At 62.1% G+C, this 15,785-nt stretch carries 14 protein-coding genes and 1 CRISPR repeat array; of the genes, 6 read left to right on the forward strand and 8 right to left on the reverse strand.

What is annotated here, in order from left to right; all coding sequences use genetic code 11:
• Positions 1 to 251: 251 nt before the first annotated feature.
• Entirely contained in the window at positions 252 to 983 is a 732-nt protein-coding gene (locus BRA42_RS09620; RefSeq protein ID WP_292407558.1) for a dolichyl-phosphate beta-glucosyltransferase, read from the reverse strand.
• A complete protein-coding gene (locus tag BRA42_RS09625; RefSeq protein WP_292407561.1) occupies positions 977 to 1,492 on the reverse strand; it encodes a DJ-1/PfpI family protein in 516 nt (171 codons plus the stop codon). The genes BRA42_RS09620 and BRA42_RS09625 overlap by 7 nt, the downstream gene beginning before the upstream one ends.
• Before the next feature lie 375 nt (positions 1,493 to 1,867).
• On the opposite strand from BRA42_RS09625, the gene BRA42_RS09630 reads away from it, so the two are divergent.
• Positions 1,868 to 4,210: an SdrD B-like domain-containing protein gene (locus tag BRA42_RS09630; RefSeq protein WP_292407564.1), complete on the forward strand. Its 2,343-nt coding sequence runs from the start codon at positions 1,868 to 1,870 to the stop codon at positions 4,208 to 4,210.
• Between the two features lie 263 nt (positions 4,211 to 4,473).
• Entirely contained in the window at positions 4,474 to 4,959 is a 486-nt protein-coding gene (locus BRA42_RS09635; RefSeq protein ID WP_292407567.1) for an SdrD B-like domain-containing protein, read from the forward strand.
• Between the two features lie 27 nt (positions 4,960 to 4,986).
• On the opposite strand, the gene BRA42_RS09640 is transcribed toward BRA42_RS09635, so the two are convergent.
• Complete coding sequence (locus BRA42_RS09640) at positions 4,987 to 5,220, reverse strand: hypothetical protein (protein ID WP_292407570.1); 234 nt, start codon at positions 5,218 to 5,220, stop codon at positions 4,987 to 4,989.
• Positions 5,221 to 5,325: 105 nt separating this feature from the next.
• On the opposite strand from BRA42_RS09640, the gene BRA42_RS09645 reads away from it, so the two are divergent.
• Positions 5,326 to 6,978, forward strand: a complete 1,653-nt coding sequence (locus BRA42_RS09645; RefSeq protein ID WP_292407571.1) for an ATP-dependent DNA ligase — start codon at positions 5,326 to 5,328, stop codon at positions 6,976 to 6,978.
• On the opposite strand, the gene BRA42_RS09650 is transcribed toward BRA42_RS09645, so the two are convergent.
• Genes BRA42_RS09650 through BRA42_RS09660 form a run of 3 tightly spaced genes read right to left on the reverse strand, consistent with a single transcriptional unit; the run spans position 6,975 to position 9,886 of the window.
• Positions 6,975 to 8,117 (reverse strand): hypothetical protein, encoded by a 1,143-nt coding sequence (locus BRA42_RS09650; protein ID WP_292407574.1) that lies wholly within the window; start codon positions 8,115 to 8,117, stop codon positions 6,975 to 6,977. The two genes, BRA42_RS09645 and BRA42_RS09650, sit on opposite strands and share 4 nt — an antisense overlap.
• Positions 8,098 to 9,162, reverse strand: coding sequence for a DUF2117 domain-containing protein (locus BRA42_RS09655; RefSeq protein WP_292407577.1), 1,065 nt, complete (start codon positions 9,160 to 9,162; stop codon positions 8,098 to 8,100). The genes BRA42_RS09650 and BRA42_RS09655 overlap by 20 nt, the downstream gene beginning before the upstream one ends.
• Before the next feature lie 31 nt (positions 9,163 to 9,193).
• The gene (locus BRA42_RS09660; protein ID WP_292407580.1) at positions 9,194 to 9,886 is read right to left on the reverse strand and encodes a TIGR00266 family protein; all 693 of its coding nucleotides are present in this window, start codon (positions 9,884 to 9,886) and stop codon (positions 9,194 to 9,196) included.
• A 184-nt stretch (positions 9,887 to 10,070) separates the two neighbouring features.
• On the opposite strand from BRA42_RS09660, the gene BRA42_RS09665 reads away from it, so the two are divergent.
• Together BRA42_RS09665 and BRA42_RS09670 are read left to right on the forward strand one after the other, a co-directional pair.
• On the forward strand, positions 10,071 to 10,361 hold the full coding sequence (locus BRA42_RS09665) for an HNH endonuclease (RefSeq protein ID WP_292407583.1): 291 nt from the start codon (positions 10,071 to 10,073) through the stop codon (positions 10,359 to 10,361).
• A 67-nt stretch (positions 10,362 to 10,428) separates the two neighbouring features.
• Entirely contained in the window at positions 10,429 to 10,656 is a 228-nt protein-coding gene (locus BRA42_RS09670) for a hypothetical protein (RefSeq protein ID WP_292407586.1), read from the forward strand.
• A gap of 9 nt (positions 10,657 to 10,665) precedes the next feature.
• Here the strand turns inward: BRA42_RS09670 and BRA42_RS09675 are convergent, their stop codons facing one another.
• Together BRA42_RS09675 and BRA42_RS09680 are read right to left on the reverse strand one after the other, a co-directional pair.
• Positions 10,666 to 12,471 carry a YgiQ family radical SAM protein gene (locus BRA42_RS09675; protein ID WP_342770788.1) on the reverse strand — a complete coding sequence of 602 codons (1,806 nt, stop codon included), beginning with the start codon at positions 12,469 to 12,471 and terminating at the stop codon, positions 10,666 to 10,668.
• Positions 12,468 to 12,917 (reverse strand): PPC domain-containing DNA-binding protein, encoded by a 450-nt coding sequence (locus BRA42_RS09680; protein WP_342770787.1) that lies wholly within the window; start codon positions 12,915 to 12,917, stop codon positions 12,468 to 12,470. The genes BRA42_RS09675 and BRA42_RS09680 overlap by 4 nt, the downstream gene beginning before the upstream one ends.
• Before the next feature lie 125 nt (positions 12,918 to 13,042).
• On the opposite strand from BRA42_RS09680, the gene BRA42_RS09685 reads away from it, so the two are divergent.
• Positions 13,043 to 14,191 carry an acyltransferase gene (locus BRA42_RS09685; protein ID WP_342770786.1) on the forward strand — a complete coding sequence of 383 codons (1,149 nt, stop codon included), beginning with the start codon at positions 13,043 to 13,045 and terminating at the stop codon, positions 14,189 to 14,191.
• A 100-nt stretch (positions 14,192 to 14,291) separates the two neighbouring features.
• Positions 14,292 to 15,727: direct repeats of the CRISPR family, unit length 37 nt; unit sequence GTTTCAATCCTTGTTCTTTTGGATGTCAGTCTGAAAG.
• Positions 15,728 to 15,785: the final 58 nt, after the last annotated feature.

A 15,785-nucleotide genomic window follows, 5' to 3' on the forward strand; every position in this document is an offset into this window, starting at 1 on the left:
GATACTTCCGGGTGAGACTCGTGTTCCGGTGCCGCGATGCGATCCGGTTCATCGCCAGCGGGCGGATCGCCCGGTTATAGGTGAGAGAGGACCGCGCGCACTTCTTTCGGGGGAGAGGTATTGCCCTGACCGGTGCTCAAGATCGTGAGGTTCTCCGGCAGTGAAACAAGGTCGCAACTCGCTATAATCCAGGGCATCTTCAGTATGCCTCGTCATTTATGAACTTTCCTTCGCGTGAGGCAACAGTACGCCTACGTCTTTGGAGACCGTCGCCACCCGAACCGGAGGCGGATCATGCCGAGGAGCATCTCCTTTGCGTCGGATGCGTTCACCTTCGACTCGTCCCGGTTCTCCCAGGTGATCGGGACCTCCGCCACCCGGCAGCCGCTCCGCCGGAGCTGCCAGAGGAGTTCGACGTCGAACTCGAACCCGGTCGACCGGATGGAAGGAAGAACCTCATCGAGCGCCTCCTTCCGGAAGACCTTTGCACCGCACTGAGTGTCACGGTAGTCGAGCCCGAAGAGCAGCCGGACCAGGAGGTTGAAGAGACGGCTCTCCGCCCGGCGGCGGAATCCCTGCCGCACGGGGAGGACCGAGCCGGTGACCCAGCGCGAGCCGATAGCGCCGTCTGCGGTTGCGAGGCGGTCGAAGAGGCGTTCCATCTCGCGAAGAGACGTTGAGCCGTCCGCGTCCATATAGCCTACGTAGCGTGTGGCCGCCGCCTTCATCCCGGCAAGAACCCCTCCGCCTTTCCCGAGGCGGGCCGGGAACGTCAGGCACCTGATGGAGAGCGACGGATGATCGGCGGCGAACGCGTCGATGATGGCGGAGGTGGCGTCGGTCCCGTCGCAGACGAAGATGAGGTCCCCGGGAAAATCCAAGATATCTGTAAGGAGTGACTGTATTCGCCGCTCCTCGTTGTATGCCGGGATCACCAGGGTGCAGTCCACCCGGTCCACGCCGCCGCCGCTATTGTTCAACATTCCAGTTTCGTGATGATGGTATCGGCGAACTGTGCTGCCGCCCCGGGACCGTTCGCGGTCACGACCTGCATGTCGGCGACGACCGGGATATCGAGGAGGTTCGCTCCGGTTTTCGTCATCTCCGACACCGCCTCGGGACTCCGGTATACCGTGGTCTGCCGTCCGGCAAGGATGCCCGCCCGCGCCAGAACGACCGGCGCAAGGCAGATGGCGGCGACGACCTTGCCCTGTTCAAAGAACGCCCGAACAAGGGTGATGAGCCTTTTGCTCTCCCAGAGGTAATCCTGAGAACCGGTACCGCCCACCACCACGATCCCGGCGTAGTCGTCGGGTTCTGCCTCGTCGAACGTCATGGCGGCCTTTGCGGTGGCCCCGAGCATCCCTTTACATGTGCCGGCGGCCGTGGAGGCGATATCGACAGTGATCCCCGCTTCTTCAAAGATCTTTCTCGGGACGTTCAGTTCCTCGTCCCTGTAGCGTTCCGGTGCAATCGCAAGCAAGAGTTTCATGCTGGTCTCTTATTCTAGTCTGTTCATATCTGTATTGATGGTTGCGGGGTTGAGGCCGTACCATGGCATCCGGCCCGTCCGTGGCTGCGGGGCCGACGCTCTCCCGCCGGAAGAGGGGATGCGCTGTTAACCGGGATGGTGGTCCCTCTTGAATTGCTGCCGCACTTGCATTTTTAAATAAACTTATTATAATTATTACACTATTGAAGTGCAGACCCTGCAGTGCTGCAGGACCCCTGGACCCTGCGAGTGGCCCGGCTTCCTGTCAATCAACCCGTGTTTCACAGCTGTTCGCCCGAACCTCCATGATGAAGGGTTACCGGTGATCGCCGGCACGGGCTGCAGCACGGGGGCGGAGATGAGGAGAGGCAGATCATGCAGCGCGGCATTTCTTTCGGGATCGTCTTCCTGTCGGCACTTGCGCTCATCGCGGTCGCGGGGGCAGAGACAGGAGACCCTGTAACGGTATGGAACCAGACGTACGGCGGGCCGGGTACCGGGGAAGCGGCATATGCGGTCGTTTCCGATCCCGGAGGGGCCGGATTCTTCCTTGCCGGGGAGAGAACGCTATCCCGAGAGGGGATGACGGGCGCTCTGGTGATCAGGTTGACGCCTGAAGGCACCGAGGAGTGGAACCGGACCTACGGGGGAAAAGGGGTCGGCTCTGCCCGTTCCGTCACCGGAACCAGCGACGGCAACCTCCTCTTCGTCGGGAGTCTCGTCTCTGTCGCGAACGAAACACGGGCGGACGCCGAGGCCTGGGTCGTGAAGATAGACCCGTCGGGCAACGAACTCTGGAACCGGACCTACGGCGGTCCGGACGAGAACGTCTCGGCGAACGCGGTGACCCTGACCGATGACGGCGGCTATGTCTTCGTCGGCTCTACCGCTCCCCGCAAAGAGAGCAGGTCCGCCGCCCGGGTGGTCCGGCTGAACGAGTCGGGGAGCGAGGTCTGGAACCGGACGTTCGATGGAGCGAGGAACACTACGGCGAACGCCGTCGCCCTGCTCCCCGGCGGAGGGATCGTTGTCGCCGGCAGCACCGAGCCCTCGGGAACGGGCATGGCCGACGTCTGGGCGGTCCGGCTGAACGAGTCGGGAAAGGAGGTCTGGAACCGGACGTTCGGCAGCCCCGACGACGATGCGGCCCTCTCGGTGATCGCTACCTCGGACGGTAACCTGCTCGTTGCCGGCAGGTTCACCGAGCGGCCCGATAATACAACGGTCGATACCGATGCGCTCCTCGTCAAACTCAATCCCGACGGGGAGATCCTCTGGAACTGGGTCTACGGGGATTTCGGCGCGAACGAGTCGGCGGCGGCCGTCATCGAGACTGCGGACGGCGGTTACCTCTTTTCCGGAGAGACGGGTTTTTTGGATGTGAATGACACCGATGCCTGGCTCGTTGCGACCGATGCCGAAGGTGCGGTGGCGTGGAGCCGGACCTTCGGGGGCGAGAATCCCGGTGACCGGGCCGTCTCCGTCGTCGAGGTCGTGCCGGACGAGCAGGTCTTCGCCGGGACTTTCAATGCCACGGAGAGGGGAGGTGGGGTGAATACGGACACCTGGGCGGTGAGGCTGGGACCTCGCCCCGAGCCGACGCCGACACTCCTCAAGCCCCAGAAGGCGCCGGCCATGCTCCAGAAACCGCTGGTGACCCCTACACCCGGGCCTACCTCGACGATGGAACCTACGGCTGCGCCGACGGTAACGATCACACCTGCCCCTACAGTGACGTCGGAACCTACGGCCACACCGACCCCAACAGTGACGGCGGAACCCACGGTTACGTCGACGGTAACCCCTACCCCCGAACCGACCGGGACCGCGGAACCTACAGGCACACCGACGGTGACGCCGGACGACAACCAGAACGACACCGATAACGACGGTTCGATCACGGGAACGGTCTGGTACGACCTGAACGCGGACGGCGTCCTCGATCCCGGCGAACCGGGAATCCCCGGCATTAACGTGCGGCTGATCGGGCATCGGACCATGGCCGACCATGCCGCCACCGGCCCGGACGGGTCATACCGGCTCTCCGCCGTTCCCCCGGAAGGTTACAGCGGCGTTGAATTTCTTCTGCCGGACGGTTACTCCTGCACCGCCCCGGGCCGGGACAGCGACGCCGGTCCCGTCGACCGAAACGTGGCGTTCGCGGAAGGCGGGGCCGGACGAAATACCCTGAATGCGGGATTCGTTGGGAGTTTCCGGCCGGAAACCCCGGCCGTGTCTTATGGGTGGATATTCGGGACGACCTGGAGCGATGATAACGCGGACGGCGTCTGGAAGGACGAGACCTACGGCCTGACGGACGTCGAGGTCCGGCTTCTGGATGCGGATGGGGGCACGGTAGCATCGACCCGCACAAAACACCACGACATCTACACCTCCTTCTACCTCTTCGGTCCCCTCCTGCCCGGGGAGTACTCCCTATCGTTCACCCCGCCCGACAGTTACGTCTTTACAGCCATCGGCCTGGACAGCCACGCTGACCCGTTGACCGGCACGACGGCCCCGATTACCGTCGTCGACGCTACCCCGGTCGTCAGGAATGCGGGGCTGGTTCTCACCCTGGCGTCCGGGGGCCCGGGGAACGAGGTAGATAGCGGGCAGAGCGCGCCGACCGTAACCGACCGGTTGCGGGACCCGGAGAATGTGGCAGAACAGAACGATAACACCGGCACCGAACTGAGAGTGACCGGGGCAGACTGATGGCCGGCCCCCTCCCTCCCGCCGCTTCCCGCATACCGCAGGTTCCGGTCCCGATCGTCCGGGGCTGCAGAGACATAATTATTCCCAATTTTTCATAAAAACATTAATATGGTTTAATGGGTATTCTAAGTCTGAATCCCGGGCAGGCATAATGCCGGAGAAATACCGGTTCGTCCTGTTGCCGAAGACAATGCGGGAAGGTACTATGGTCTTCTACCCGGGGTTACACGCCCGGAGAGTCTCCGTGGCATCCGGGAGATGAGGTGAGCCGATTGCGAGGGATCAGCGTTCTTATCATTATCATGATATCAGCAGCGATCTTCGGTTCGACCGCAAGCGCCGCAGAGGCGGGTGCGGGAGAAGAGAAGACCGTCGGCACGATCGGAGGAACGGTCTTCCTTGACGCCGATGCGAACGGTGTCCAGGGCCCGGAGGAATGGGGGATGAGCGGCGTTACCGTCCACCTCCGCAACGCCGGGGGAGAGCGGGTGAGTACGGCGGAGACATTCTCCCATGCCTGTACCGGACTCTACATCTTCAGCGGCGTCCCTCCGGGGAACTATACCGTCGAGGTCGTCCCACCGGAGGGGTATGCCTTCACCGTCCCCGGCCGGGGGGCGCCTGGAGAGACGGCGAGCACCGTCGATCCGGCCAGCGGAACGACCACGGTCATCAATCTGACCCCGGCGTTGATCCGGGAGACGGACCTCGTCGTCAGGGATGCGGGCCTGGTGCCGGCCGAAGGCTGACGACGGTTGCCCGTCTTTTTTTAACAGTTACTCGTGTTTTGCGACGTGCTGCCGGAGCATCGTTCCGGGCTTATAACGGTCGGCGATGTCGAGCGCCGTCGCCCGCAGGGCAGCATGTTCGGCGATGCAGGACTCCGGCGGTGTCGTCTTCCGGAGGATCGCCGAGGTGTTCTCGGTTATCTGGATGAGTTCGGTGGCTATCACGGCATTGAGCCAGAGGAGGTCGCTGAGCATCTCCTTGAGTTCTTCATTCTGGTCCATACATAGGAATTGGGCGGTACTCCCACATCAACCCCGGCCGTTTACCCGCGGCCGAACAGAAGGTTCTATTCCTGCCGCCGGGCAATACTAAAGAAGACTATGGGTATGCAGTTTCTGGAGTTCGCCCGTATCTGCGAGCACCTGGAAGGGGTCCCCGGACGCCTGGATCTGATCGAGCAGGTCGCCGCGGTCCTGCCCCGGCTCGACGACGAAGAACTCCCCGTCTTTGTCCGCTTCATCAGGGGCAGAGTCTTTCCCGACTGGAGCCCGCAAAAACTCGGCGTAGGCCCAAACCTCCTCTACGATGCCGTGGCCTACGTCGTCGGCACAAAGAGGGAGACGGTTCGCGAGGCGATCAACGCAACCGGCGATGCGGGCCTTGCCGTCGAGAGGCTCCTTGCAAACAAAGAGCAGACGTCGTTCTTTATTCAGGAGATGGACCTCGTCGAGGTGTATCGGGACCTCGAGCGGATGGCGGCCGCCGGAGGGCAGCGGTCCCAGCGGGAGAAGCTCCGGGTGGCGCAGCGGCTCTTCGGCAACGCCCGCCCGCTTGAAGGGCGATACCTCGCGCGGCTGATGCTCGAGGAACTCCGGATAGGCGTAGGGGAGGGGAACGTCCGCGATGCCGTCGCGCGGGCGTTCGAGGTCGATGTCCGCCTGATCGAGCATGCCCACCAGGCGATGAACGACCTCGGAGAGGTGGCCCTCCTTGCCCGGCGCGACCCCGCCGCGCTCTCGCACGTGACGATCGAACCCTTCCGGCCGGTGAAGATGATGCTTGCCCAGGCCGGCACTATCGCCGCCCAGATCGCTGATCACGGCGAGGTGGCGGTCGAGTACAAGTACGACGGGAGCCGGTTCCAGTTCCATAGGGTGGGCGACGTCTGCCGGATCTACTCGCGGAAACTGGAGGAGGTCACGGGGAGCCTCCCGGATATTGCAAAACAACTCATCGCGGCCACCGACCATGACGTGATCCTTGACGGCGAGGCTGTCGCCGTCCGCGACGGGAGGCCCATGCCGTTCCAGTACGTGATCCGGCGGTTCCGGCGGAAGCATGAAGTGGACTCGATGATGGAGAAGATCGAACTTGTCCCCCGGGTCTTTGATATCCTCTACCTGGACGGCGAGCCGTTGATGGACCGGCCCCTTGCCGAGCGGCGCACCCTCCTTGAAGGGGCGCTCGGCGCACATGTCGCGGAGCAGTTCCATGTCGGCGACGTTGCCGGGGCGGAAGCAATTTACGGCGAAGCGCTCGGTCTCGGGCACGAGGGCATCATGGTGAAGGTTCTCGACTCCCCCTATACGCCGGGCGTCCGTGGCCGCCTCTGGGTGAAGGTGAAACCCGGGGTCGAGACTCTCGACCTTGCGGTTATCGGGGCCGAGTGGGGCGAAGGGCGGCGGGCCGGTATGTTCGGGTCGTTCCTGCTCGCGGTCCAGGACCAGGGTCGCCTCCTCACCGTGGGGAAAGTGGCGACCGGGATCACGGACGAGGTTCTCTCGGAACTCTATGCTCTCCTGAAGGAGAGCGTGATCGCCCGGTCAGGAAAAGAGGTTACGCTTGAGCCGAAGGTTGTCTTCGAGGTGGGCTACTCCGAGATCCAGGCGAGCCCGAACTACGAGAGCGGGTATGCGCTCCGGTTCCCGAGGTTTGTGCAGGTGCGCGAGGATAAAGACGTCGACGAGGTCGAGACCCTCGATGCGCTCGTCGAGCGCTATCGCCAGCAGAAGAACGGGCAGGGTTCCCTTCCCGCCTAAAAGTCGAAGAGCGTCTTTTGCGTTGCGAGTTCCGGGATGAGCTGGCTGTAGGGGCGCCATCGGGTAAAGCCGATGAGGCGGGAGGCGAGGCCGACCGCCTCATCGAGAGTGGCGCACCCGGTCTTTGGCCCCTTCATGGCGTTCCGCGTCGCCTCCCGGACCACCCAGGTGCCGAGCGGCGCCCAGTACTCGCTCGTGACGTTCCGGAGCACGAGCACCCGTGCCGAACGACGCACGCTCTCCAGGTACTCCGTAACCGCCAGGCGGGCCGAGTAGTAGGCCCCCGCGAGCGGCGAGTAGCCGGACTTGACAGACCCTTCGCCGTCCTGAGCAATCGTCTCGTTCTCGCCGCCCCAGAGCGACTGTTTCCCCCAGACCTCGATCATCTCGAACTTCCAGTCTCCGGGGACGAGGAGGCAGACGATATGGTTTCCAAAGAGCGAGGTGGAGAAGACTTCAATCCCGCCGAGCGGCGGATACCGGGCGATCTTATGCTTGAGGTGCTTTGAGACCGTGTCGTCGACCGCCGTGATCGCCCAGCGAGTGGGGACCACGCGCCGTTTCCGCCCGAGGAGACCGGCGGTGAGGAGCTGGGTGATCTGGTAGACGTCGGTGCCCGACGTGTGGAGGATATCGCAGGCGTCGGTGGCGGAGAGGTCGGTATCGGACGTCGTCCGGTCCACCGCCCGGTCGAGCCGGGCGTTCCCGAGGACGTCCATCTTCCGGATGGCGCCGGTGAGCCCGATGGGGGCTATCGTCCCGTCGAACCGGAGGTCGAACGAGACGGGCTTTACGAACCGGACTTCGACGTCGAGCGGCCGGCTTGAGAGCGCGATCTCCTGGATGTTCCCGGCAAGTCCCTTCGCTTCGCCGGCGCCGCGTATCGTCCGGGCCCGCAGCCCCACGATATCCTCGATCCCGAGGCCCCGGGCGACCCAGTCCGGCGGGTGGTCGGCGTCGTCGATCATCAGCGGGCCTCCCGCGACCTTCGGGTAGCCGTAACTTCCGACGAAGACCGATGGTGCCGACCCCTGGTAGTGGTCGGTCGGCCGGACCGGGGCCTGAGCGTAGAACCGGCTCATGATCGGGCAGCGCTCAAGCCCGCAGAGTCCCTTCCCTTTACACTCGGCGCATCGCATCGTTACCCTCCCGGCGGTCGACGACGATCCGCACCCGTCCCGCAAGGGTGCGGAGCGTCTCTTCCACCCAAGCCTCCCAGCAGGGCGGCGTGAGGCCCCTCGTCGCTGCAACTTCCCGTCCGACATCGTCGTCCCGTCCGCAGGTGACCTCGACCACGACCGATCCCGGGGCGTACCCTGGCTTTACGATGGCGTCGGCGTCCCCGTCGACCACCCCGAAGACCGGGATGCCGGCGTGAGAGCAGATATGGCCGCAGACGGCGGTCGTGTCGTCGCCGATTGCAAGAACGCCGCAGACCCCCTCCCCGATCTCGCGGTAGAGGGTATGGCCGCAGTGGTCGATGACGGCGACCCTGCCCCCGCGGAAGGTGCGTTCGCCCCGGCCGGGCGGGACTCTCCGCACCGGCCCGCTCTTGCACCAGGCCGTATCGAGGTCGGGGAGGCCCGCCCGGAGAAGTTTCTCGAACCCGTGAGGTTTCGGGTCGAGCCCGGAGACGGCCCGGAGCGTCCCGCCCTCGCTCGTAAGGACGACCGTCTCTTCCGTCGCGGTCCCGATAACGATTCCGTTGACAAAGACCGCCTCTCCCGGGAGACACCCCCGGACCTCCCGCACGCCCTCCGGTCGGGCGCGTGCGCTTGTCTCGCGGACAAGAACAAATCCGGTCCGCTCTGCAATCTCGCCCGCAAGGGCGTCGTCGGTCCGGTCCCAGCAGTAAACGGTGCGGTTCGAGCATTCGACGTGGACAAGCCCGCGTTTGCTTTCCAGACGACCGGCGATGATCTCGCCGAAGATACGGCCCGACTCCGGGGTCTTCCCCCGGTTGACCAGATAGGTCCGGCCGTTGAGGGTATCGAAGACCGCACTCGGCCGCTCGTCCGTGCAGGTCGCCGGAAGTCCCGATTCCTCGGCGGCGGTCCGGCCCATCACTCCGGCGACAAGCACCCGTTGGGGGGCGAGGAGGCCGATCAGCCGCTCTACGTCGCCGGCATCGAAGGCTTCGGGGCCGTGCACCACCATGACGAAGTCCGCCGTCGGAGAATTCATAGCATAATTTTTGGCTTCGCGGACTATCAGGTTACCGTCCCGACGAGTTCTGCTGGAGGGGGAGGTAGGGGATCAGGGAACTCGCGAGTTTTGCAATATCCATGGACTGCAGGACGACCCGGCCCGGCCCGGTCAGCGTGGTCAGGAAGAGCCCCTCGCCGCCGAAGAAGACGGTCTTTATGCCCCCGGCGAGCTGGATGCTGTAGTCGACGGTGCTCTCGAACCCGACCACGAGGCCGGTCTCCACCCTGACCACCTCGCCGGGCGCAAGCGTCATCTCCATAATGTCGCCGCAGCAGTGGAGGAACGCAGCTCCCCTGCCGGAAAGCCGCTGGAGAATGAACCCCTCGCCGCCGAAGGCGCCCGACCGGAGGCGTTTCGTGAATGCGATGTCAAGGTCGATGCCCTGTTCGGAGCAGAGGAACGCGTCTTTCTGGGCGATGAACTCGCTCCCGGCAAGATTGAGTGTGTAGATCTTTCCCGGGACGTTCCCGGCGAAGGAGACGAACCCCTCGCCTCCCTCCGGTGTGAACTCGGTCATGAAGAAACTCTCCCCGGTCACCATCCGTTTGAGTCCCTTGAGGAGTCCGCCCTTCATGTGGGTTGTCATCTGCATGTTCCCGCTCATGTTGACCATGGCGCCGGCCTCGGCGCAGACGCTCTCGCCGGAGGCGAGGCGCAGGGTCACCATCTGCAGGTTGTCTCCGGTGATCTCGTAATGCATGCAGATGCATTTTTGTTGTCAGGCAATAGGTTTTCTCCTTAATCCACCGGAATTGCAGGACTTCGGCCCCCTGTTTCTCACAGGGCCCTCCGGTGTCGCCGTCGGCCGGGGTGGTCGACTTGGGCCGTGCCCCTTTCACCATCTTACCGCAAGGTTTATCATCCGGAGTGAGAACTCACTCCACGTGACCACCGGGCGCGAAGAACAGGCAGGGATACATCTCGAGGACATGCTCATTATTCCGGGAGCATACATCACGGACGAGATCGTGCGGACCGTCCTTGAGCGGCAGTGCAACCGGTGCGCCGGATGCAACGCCCCGCTCACTGCCGGTTCAACGCACTTTGATCTCCGGCAGCCGGTTATCTGCGGCGGTTCCCATACGTCGAGAAATTTTGAAGCCCTCTGCCCCTTCTGCCATCAAAACCGCATGCGTCGGATCCGGGTTCGCTTCGCCGACCATAGGAATAAGTAATGCTCGGGCCACATCTGTGGCTATGTCCTGCAGACGAAGTATATCTGGTGAGTGGCGGTCGGCGACCATGCAGACGGTGAGCGACTTCGCGGGGAGGTTCGCGCTCCCTTCTGCGCCCCCTCCCGGAGGGTGGCGCTCCTCCACGATGCGAATGCTCGGCGCCGTCGTCACCCCCGGGACGAGCGCTAATGTGGCGACTTCTCTCGCGGTGACGACCGTCGTCATCCCCGCGATCCCGAACCGGGCTCTCGCGGCGGCGGCCGGATTTGCCGCGGGTTCGGTCCTCGGGGGGTAATCCGCGGTATTACTCCCGCCGTCCTCTTCTCCGCGCCGGGACGAGGCACTTCCATGCGTTCCCGATGAGGTCCTCCCTCCCGGCCGCGCGGAGCCCCTCGCAGACGAGCCCGTAATTCTTCGGGTCCCGGTAGTGCAGGAGGGCCCGCTGGACCCGCTTCTCGCGGCCTTTTGGAACGTAGACCTCTTTGAGAGTGAAGGGGTCGAGCCCGGTGTGGTAAATGGTCGTCGAGATGCTCATCGGCGTCGGCGTGAAGTCCTGGACCTGCTCGGTGTAGAGCCTGGTGTCTCTGACGTACTCGGCGAGTTCGACCATATCCTCGACCCGGCACCCGGGGTGGCCGGACATGAAGTAGGGGACGAGGTACTGCCGTTTCTTCTTTCCTTCCTGGAGGGCCTCGAACCGTTTCCTGAAGGCATCGAAGACCTCGCGGGGCGGTTTTCCCATACAGGCGCAGACCCGCGGCGAGATGTGCTCGGGGGCGACCTTGAGGTGCCCGGAGATGTGGTGATCGCAGACGCGGGCGAGGTACTCCCGGTCTTCCGGATCGATCAGGTCGTAGCGGATGCCTGAGGCGATGAAGACCCGTTTCACCCCCGGGATGTCCGAGAGACGCCGGAGCAGGCGGAGTTGCTCCTCGTGGCTGCGGTCGAGCGCGGGGCAGTCGATGCAGCGGCGCTCAGGGCAGGTTCCGGCGGTCTCCCACCGGCCGCAATGGACCCCGTACATGTTCGCCGTCGGCCCGCCGACGTCCTGGACGACGCCCGTAAACTCCGGCATCGCCGCCATCCGCTCCACCTCCCGGACGATGGAGTCGATGCTCCGGCTCTGGATGATCCGCCCCTGGTGGTGGGTGAGGGCGCAGAACGAGCAGGAGCCGAAACACCCCCGGTGGCTGACGACCGAGAACCTGACCGGCTCGAGGGCGGGCACGGGTTCAGTGTAGGAAGGGTGGGCCCGCCGTGCGTAGGGGAGTTCGTAGACCCGGTCGAGTTCGCTCCCCGAAAGCGGCATTGCCGGGGGGTTCTGGACGACGACGGTCTTCGGGTGCGGCTGGGCTACGGGACGGCCCCGGAAGGGGTCCTGCTCGTTGTAGTGCAGTGCAAACGCATGGGCATAGGCGTAGCGGTCCTGCTTTACCTCCGGATAACCGGGGAGGACCGCGTATCCGGTCCTCTCCATGCCCCGCCATGTCTTCAGGTCGATCCGGTAGGCGGTGCCGGGGATGTCGGTGAGGGCGTCTATGCTCTCCCCGGCGGCGAGCCGGTTCGCGATGGCGACCACCTGCCGTTCGCCCATGCCGAAGACGAGGAGGTCGGCGGGGGCGTCGGCAAGGATGGACTGCCGGACCGAGTCGGACCAGTAGTCGTAGTGGGCGAACCGCCGGAGGCTCGCCTCGATCCCGCCGATGACGATCGGCGTCCCCGGGAAGAGGGCGTGGACCCGGTCGGTGTAGACGAGGGTCGCCCGGTCCGGCCGCAGAAATCTTCCGCCGGGGGAGTAGACGTCGGAATTCCGGCGCTTCAGGTTCGGCGTAAAGGCGTTCACCATCGAGTCGACGTTCCCGGCCGAGATCGAGAAGAAGAGCCGTGGCTCGCCGAGGCGCCGGAAATCAGCGTCGCGGCGCCAATCTGGCTGGGCGATGACGCCGACCGAGTACCCGGCGTCCCAGAGCACCCGCCCGAGGAGCGCGGTCCCGAAGAAGGGGTGGTCAACGTAAGCGTCCCCGGTGATGAGGATGATGTCGAACCGGTCGATGCCGAGGCGCTCCGCCTCCGCGACCGTCATCGGGAGGAACTCGGGCTCACCGGTCATGGGAGTACCCGGTCAAAGACCGGCAGATCGACGCCGATTTTTTCATCCCGAATTCGCTTTGCGGAGATGCCGACAAACTCCATGATCACCGCCTCGATGACCACATAGACCTCCGCTTGCTCCCGGAGGCACCCGGCGAGCGATTGAATTCCCTTTCCGGCCGCTGTGTGGATGTGAATGGACGGCTCCCCCTCTCCCGGGTAGATCGTGGCGAACCCGAGGAGTTCCCACCCCCCGAAGATCTCTTCGCCCTTCGGGGACGGCGGGATGACCGGCTCTTTTGGCCCGGTTACGATTTTCGCCGATCGCACGGCTCCGAGGAAGTGGATCGTGCCGTTCTGGATGTTCATCGCTGCCGCAAACCGCCGGATCTCCCGGATGAAATCCTCCCCGTCGTCGATCCTGACGGTAAAGACCCTGCCGACCTGTCCTTCCGAGTACTGCATGGAATCAACTCTCCTGGATATTGATGGTGTCTTCCGGTATTATTAGTGCCTCCTCACCGGGCAGGGTTCATATGGGTCGACTTAGATAGAGGTAGCGTTTGCCGTCCCTGGCGGGGGGCAGAGGTGTGATTGCAGTGGTCTGGTTCCGGGAAGTCGAGTACCTGCGGGGGTTTGCGGCCCTCGCCGTGATCGCCGTCCACGTCTCGATGAACTTCACCCGGATCCCCGGCGTGGACCTGCTTTTCCTCCTGAACGTTGCCGTCTATATCTTCGCCCACTTTGCCGTGCCGGTCTTCATCTTCATATCCGGGTGGGTGCTCGCGGCGCGGTATTTCGGCGAGTATTCGATTCTGGAGTTCTATCGTCGCCGGATGCGGACGATCCTTCTGCCCTACCTCTTCTTTACCGCTCTCTACCTCCTGGTGAATGTCGAGGGGACGATCGGGTTTACCGGCGTGCCTGAACCCGGGAGAGTGGCGGAAGCCCTACTCCTCGGGACCGCCGCCTACAATCTCTGGTTCTTTGTGCTGATCATCCAGTTCTACCTCCTCTACCCGCTGATTGTCCGGGGTTATGACCGGTTCGACCGGGCCGGGGCGGTAGCCTTTCTCCTTCTCGCACTCCTCTTCGTTCAGGTCCTCTGGAACGCGTGCGCTCATCTCACGGGGGCATTTGTAGACCCGGAGTGGTACACGGTGCTGATCCGTCTCTTCCCATCGCACCTCTTCTACTTCGTGCTCGGGGTTTTCGTCGCGCGGCATACGGAACGGTTCCGGTCGGTGCTCCGTTCGCTTTCGCCGGCGGGGGTTTTCGCCGCTGCCGGCGGGAGCGCCCTCATCCTCGGCGGGATGTGGATGGCGGCGGTGCTCCGTGCAGGGAGTTTCTCCGGCACAACGCTCGCGGTCTTCTGCATCTACCGGCTCCTTGAACCGCTCTACTACGTCCCGGTCATTGCCGTGCTCGTCCTCGCGGCCTGGTGCCTGGATGAGAGGAGAAGCCGCGTGAGTGGTGCCTTCCGGTCGTTCGGGGAGCACTCTTACGGAATCTACCTTATCCACCCACTCGTCATCGCCGCCGGTGCGGCCGTCTGGTTCTCCATCACCGGCCTATCGTGGGCGGATTGGCCGACCTATCCGGTGATCTTCCTCGTGGCGGTTGCGGTGAGCTACGCGGTGGTGCGGGGGGCGGCGGGGATACCGTATGCAGGGTGCCTGCTCGGGGAGGCGCGAAGACCAGGGCGGTTCGGCGATCTACAACATCCCCCTCGATATTAAAGCAGGCATGGGAGAGTAACTCGAAGGGCCATAGCCTCGGCCACCTTGCTCCCGGGTGTCGCTCCAAAAACCATCATCAGTGGATCAACGAATTGGATGATATTCAATCCTTGTTCTTTTGGATGTCAGTCTGAAAGCAGATGCAGTAATTACCGCGAAAATTTCCCTTAATGGTGTTTCAATCCTTGTTCTTTTGGATGTCAGTCTGAAAGAAATCAAAACCTGGCATAACCTCACGGAAATATGAAGTTTCAATCCTTGTTCTTTTGGATGTCAGTCTGAAAGCATCATGGACCCCTACGAGCCGAAGATCATGAAGGAGTTTCAATCCTTGTTCTTTTGGATGTCAGTCTGAAAGTCAATCTTGAGGACGTAACCCTCATCTTGCAGACGAGTTTCAATCCTTGTTCTTTTGGATGTCAGTCTGAAAGTCTGTTAGGAATCGCCCGAAAGTGGAAAAGGAGTAACGTTTCAATCCTTGTTCTTTTGGATGTCAGTCTGAAAGAGCCTCTTTTCCGACATAAACTCCGACAGGAATAGCGTTTCAATCCTTGTTCTTTTGGATGTCAGTCTGAAAGCTGCCTTCTCTCGGAGGAAATCCCGGAGATCGTCGGGTTTCAATCCTTGTTCTTTTGGATGTCAGTCTGAAAGCAGAGGGTAAATTGTTGAGGAAATGGATCAATGAACGTTTCAATCCTTGTTCTTTTGGATGTCAGTCTGAAAGTCAGGTGGTTTATTGGGGGTAAATGGCGTTGAAATGTTTCAATCCTTGTTCTTTTGGATGTCAGTCTGAAAGCATCGACATGAAAGGGCTCGCCGCCACCGTCAAAATGTTTCAATCCTTGTTCTTTTGGATGTCAGTCTGAAAGTCTGTGGGGAGTAGGTGAGGTTCTTACTCCAGGCGTGTTTCAATCCTTGTTCTTTTGGCTGTCAGTCTGAAAGAGGGAACCCGACGCCAATTGAATTCGCCGATCCCGATAGTTTCAATCCTTGTTCTTTTGGATGTCAGTCTGAAAGCGCGCCTCAAGGGCAGTTATCCGCCCGTCCACAACGAGTTTCAATCCTTGTTCTTTTGGATGTCAGTCTGAAAGAGAGGCGATGCCAGGCCGGGCTCTTAGAGGCCTCGGAGTTTCAATCCTTGTTCTTTTGGATGTCAGTCTGAAAGCCGTTATACAGTCAGGCAGTCTTTATCTTCAGTCCGGTTTCAATCCTTGTTCTTTTGGATGTCAGTCTGAAAGACGACCGCGATAGTTATAAATACTATAAGCGTACCCAAAATGTTTCAATCCTTGTTCTTTTGGATGTCAGTCTGAAAGCGAGGAAAAATCTGATCAGAAGGGGTAGTGGAGGGATGTTTCAATCCTTGTTCTTTTGGATGTCAGTCTGAAAGCCGGCAGATGCAGCCCACGCAGATTGGGTAATCGAGGTTTCAATCCTTGTTCTTTTGGATGTCAGTCTGAAAGTGAAAGCTGCCCGAGAGCCCGATTACTCCCATAAATGTTTCAATCCTTGTTCTTTTGGATGTCAGTCTGAAAGCTTCGACATTCTATAGCAGGAGGAACACGGGGTTCTAGTTTCAATCCTTGTTCTTTTG

The organism is Methanoculleus sp. UBA374 (assembly GCA_002508705.1).
Lineage (GTDB): Archaea > Halobacteriota > Methanomicrobia > Methanomicrobiales > Methanoculleaceae > Methanoculleus > Methanoculleus palmolei.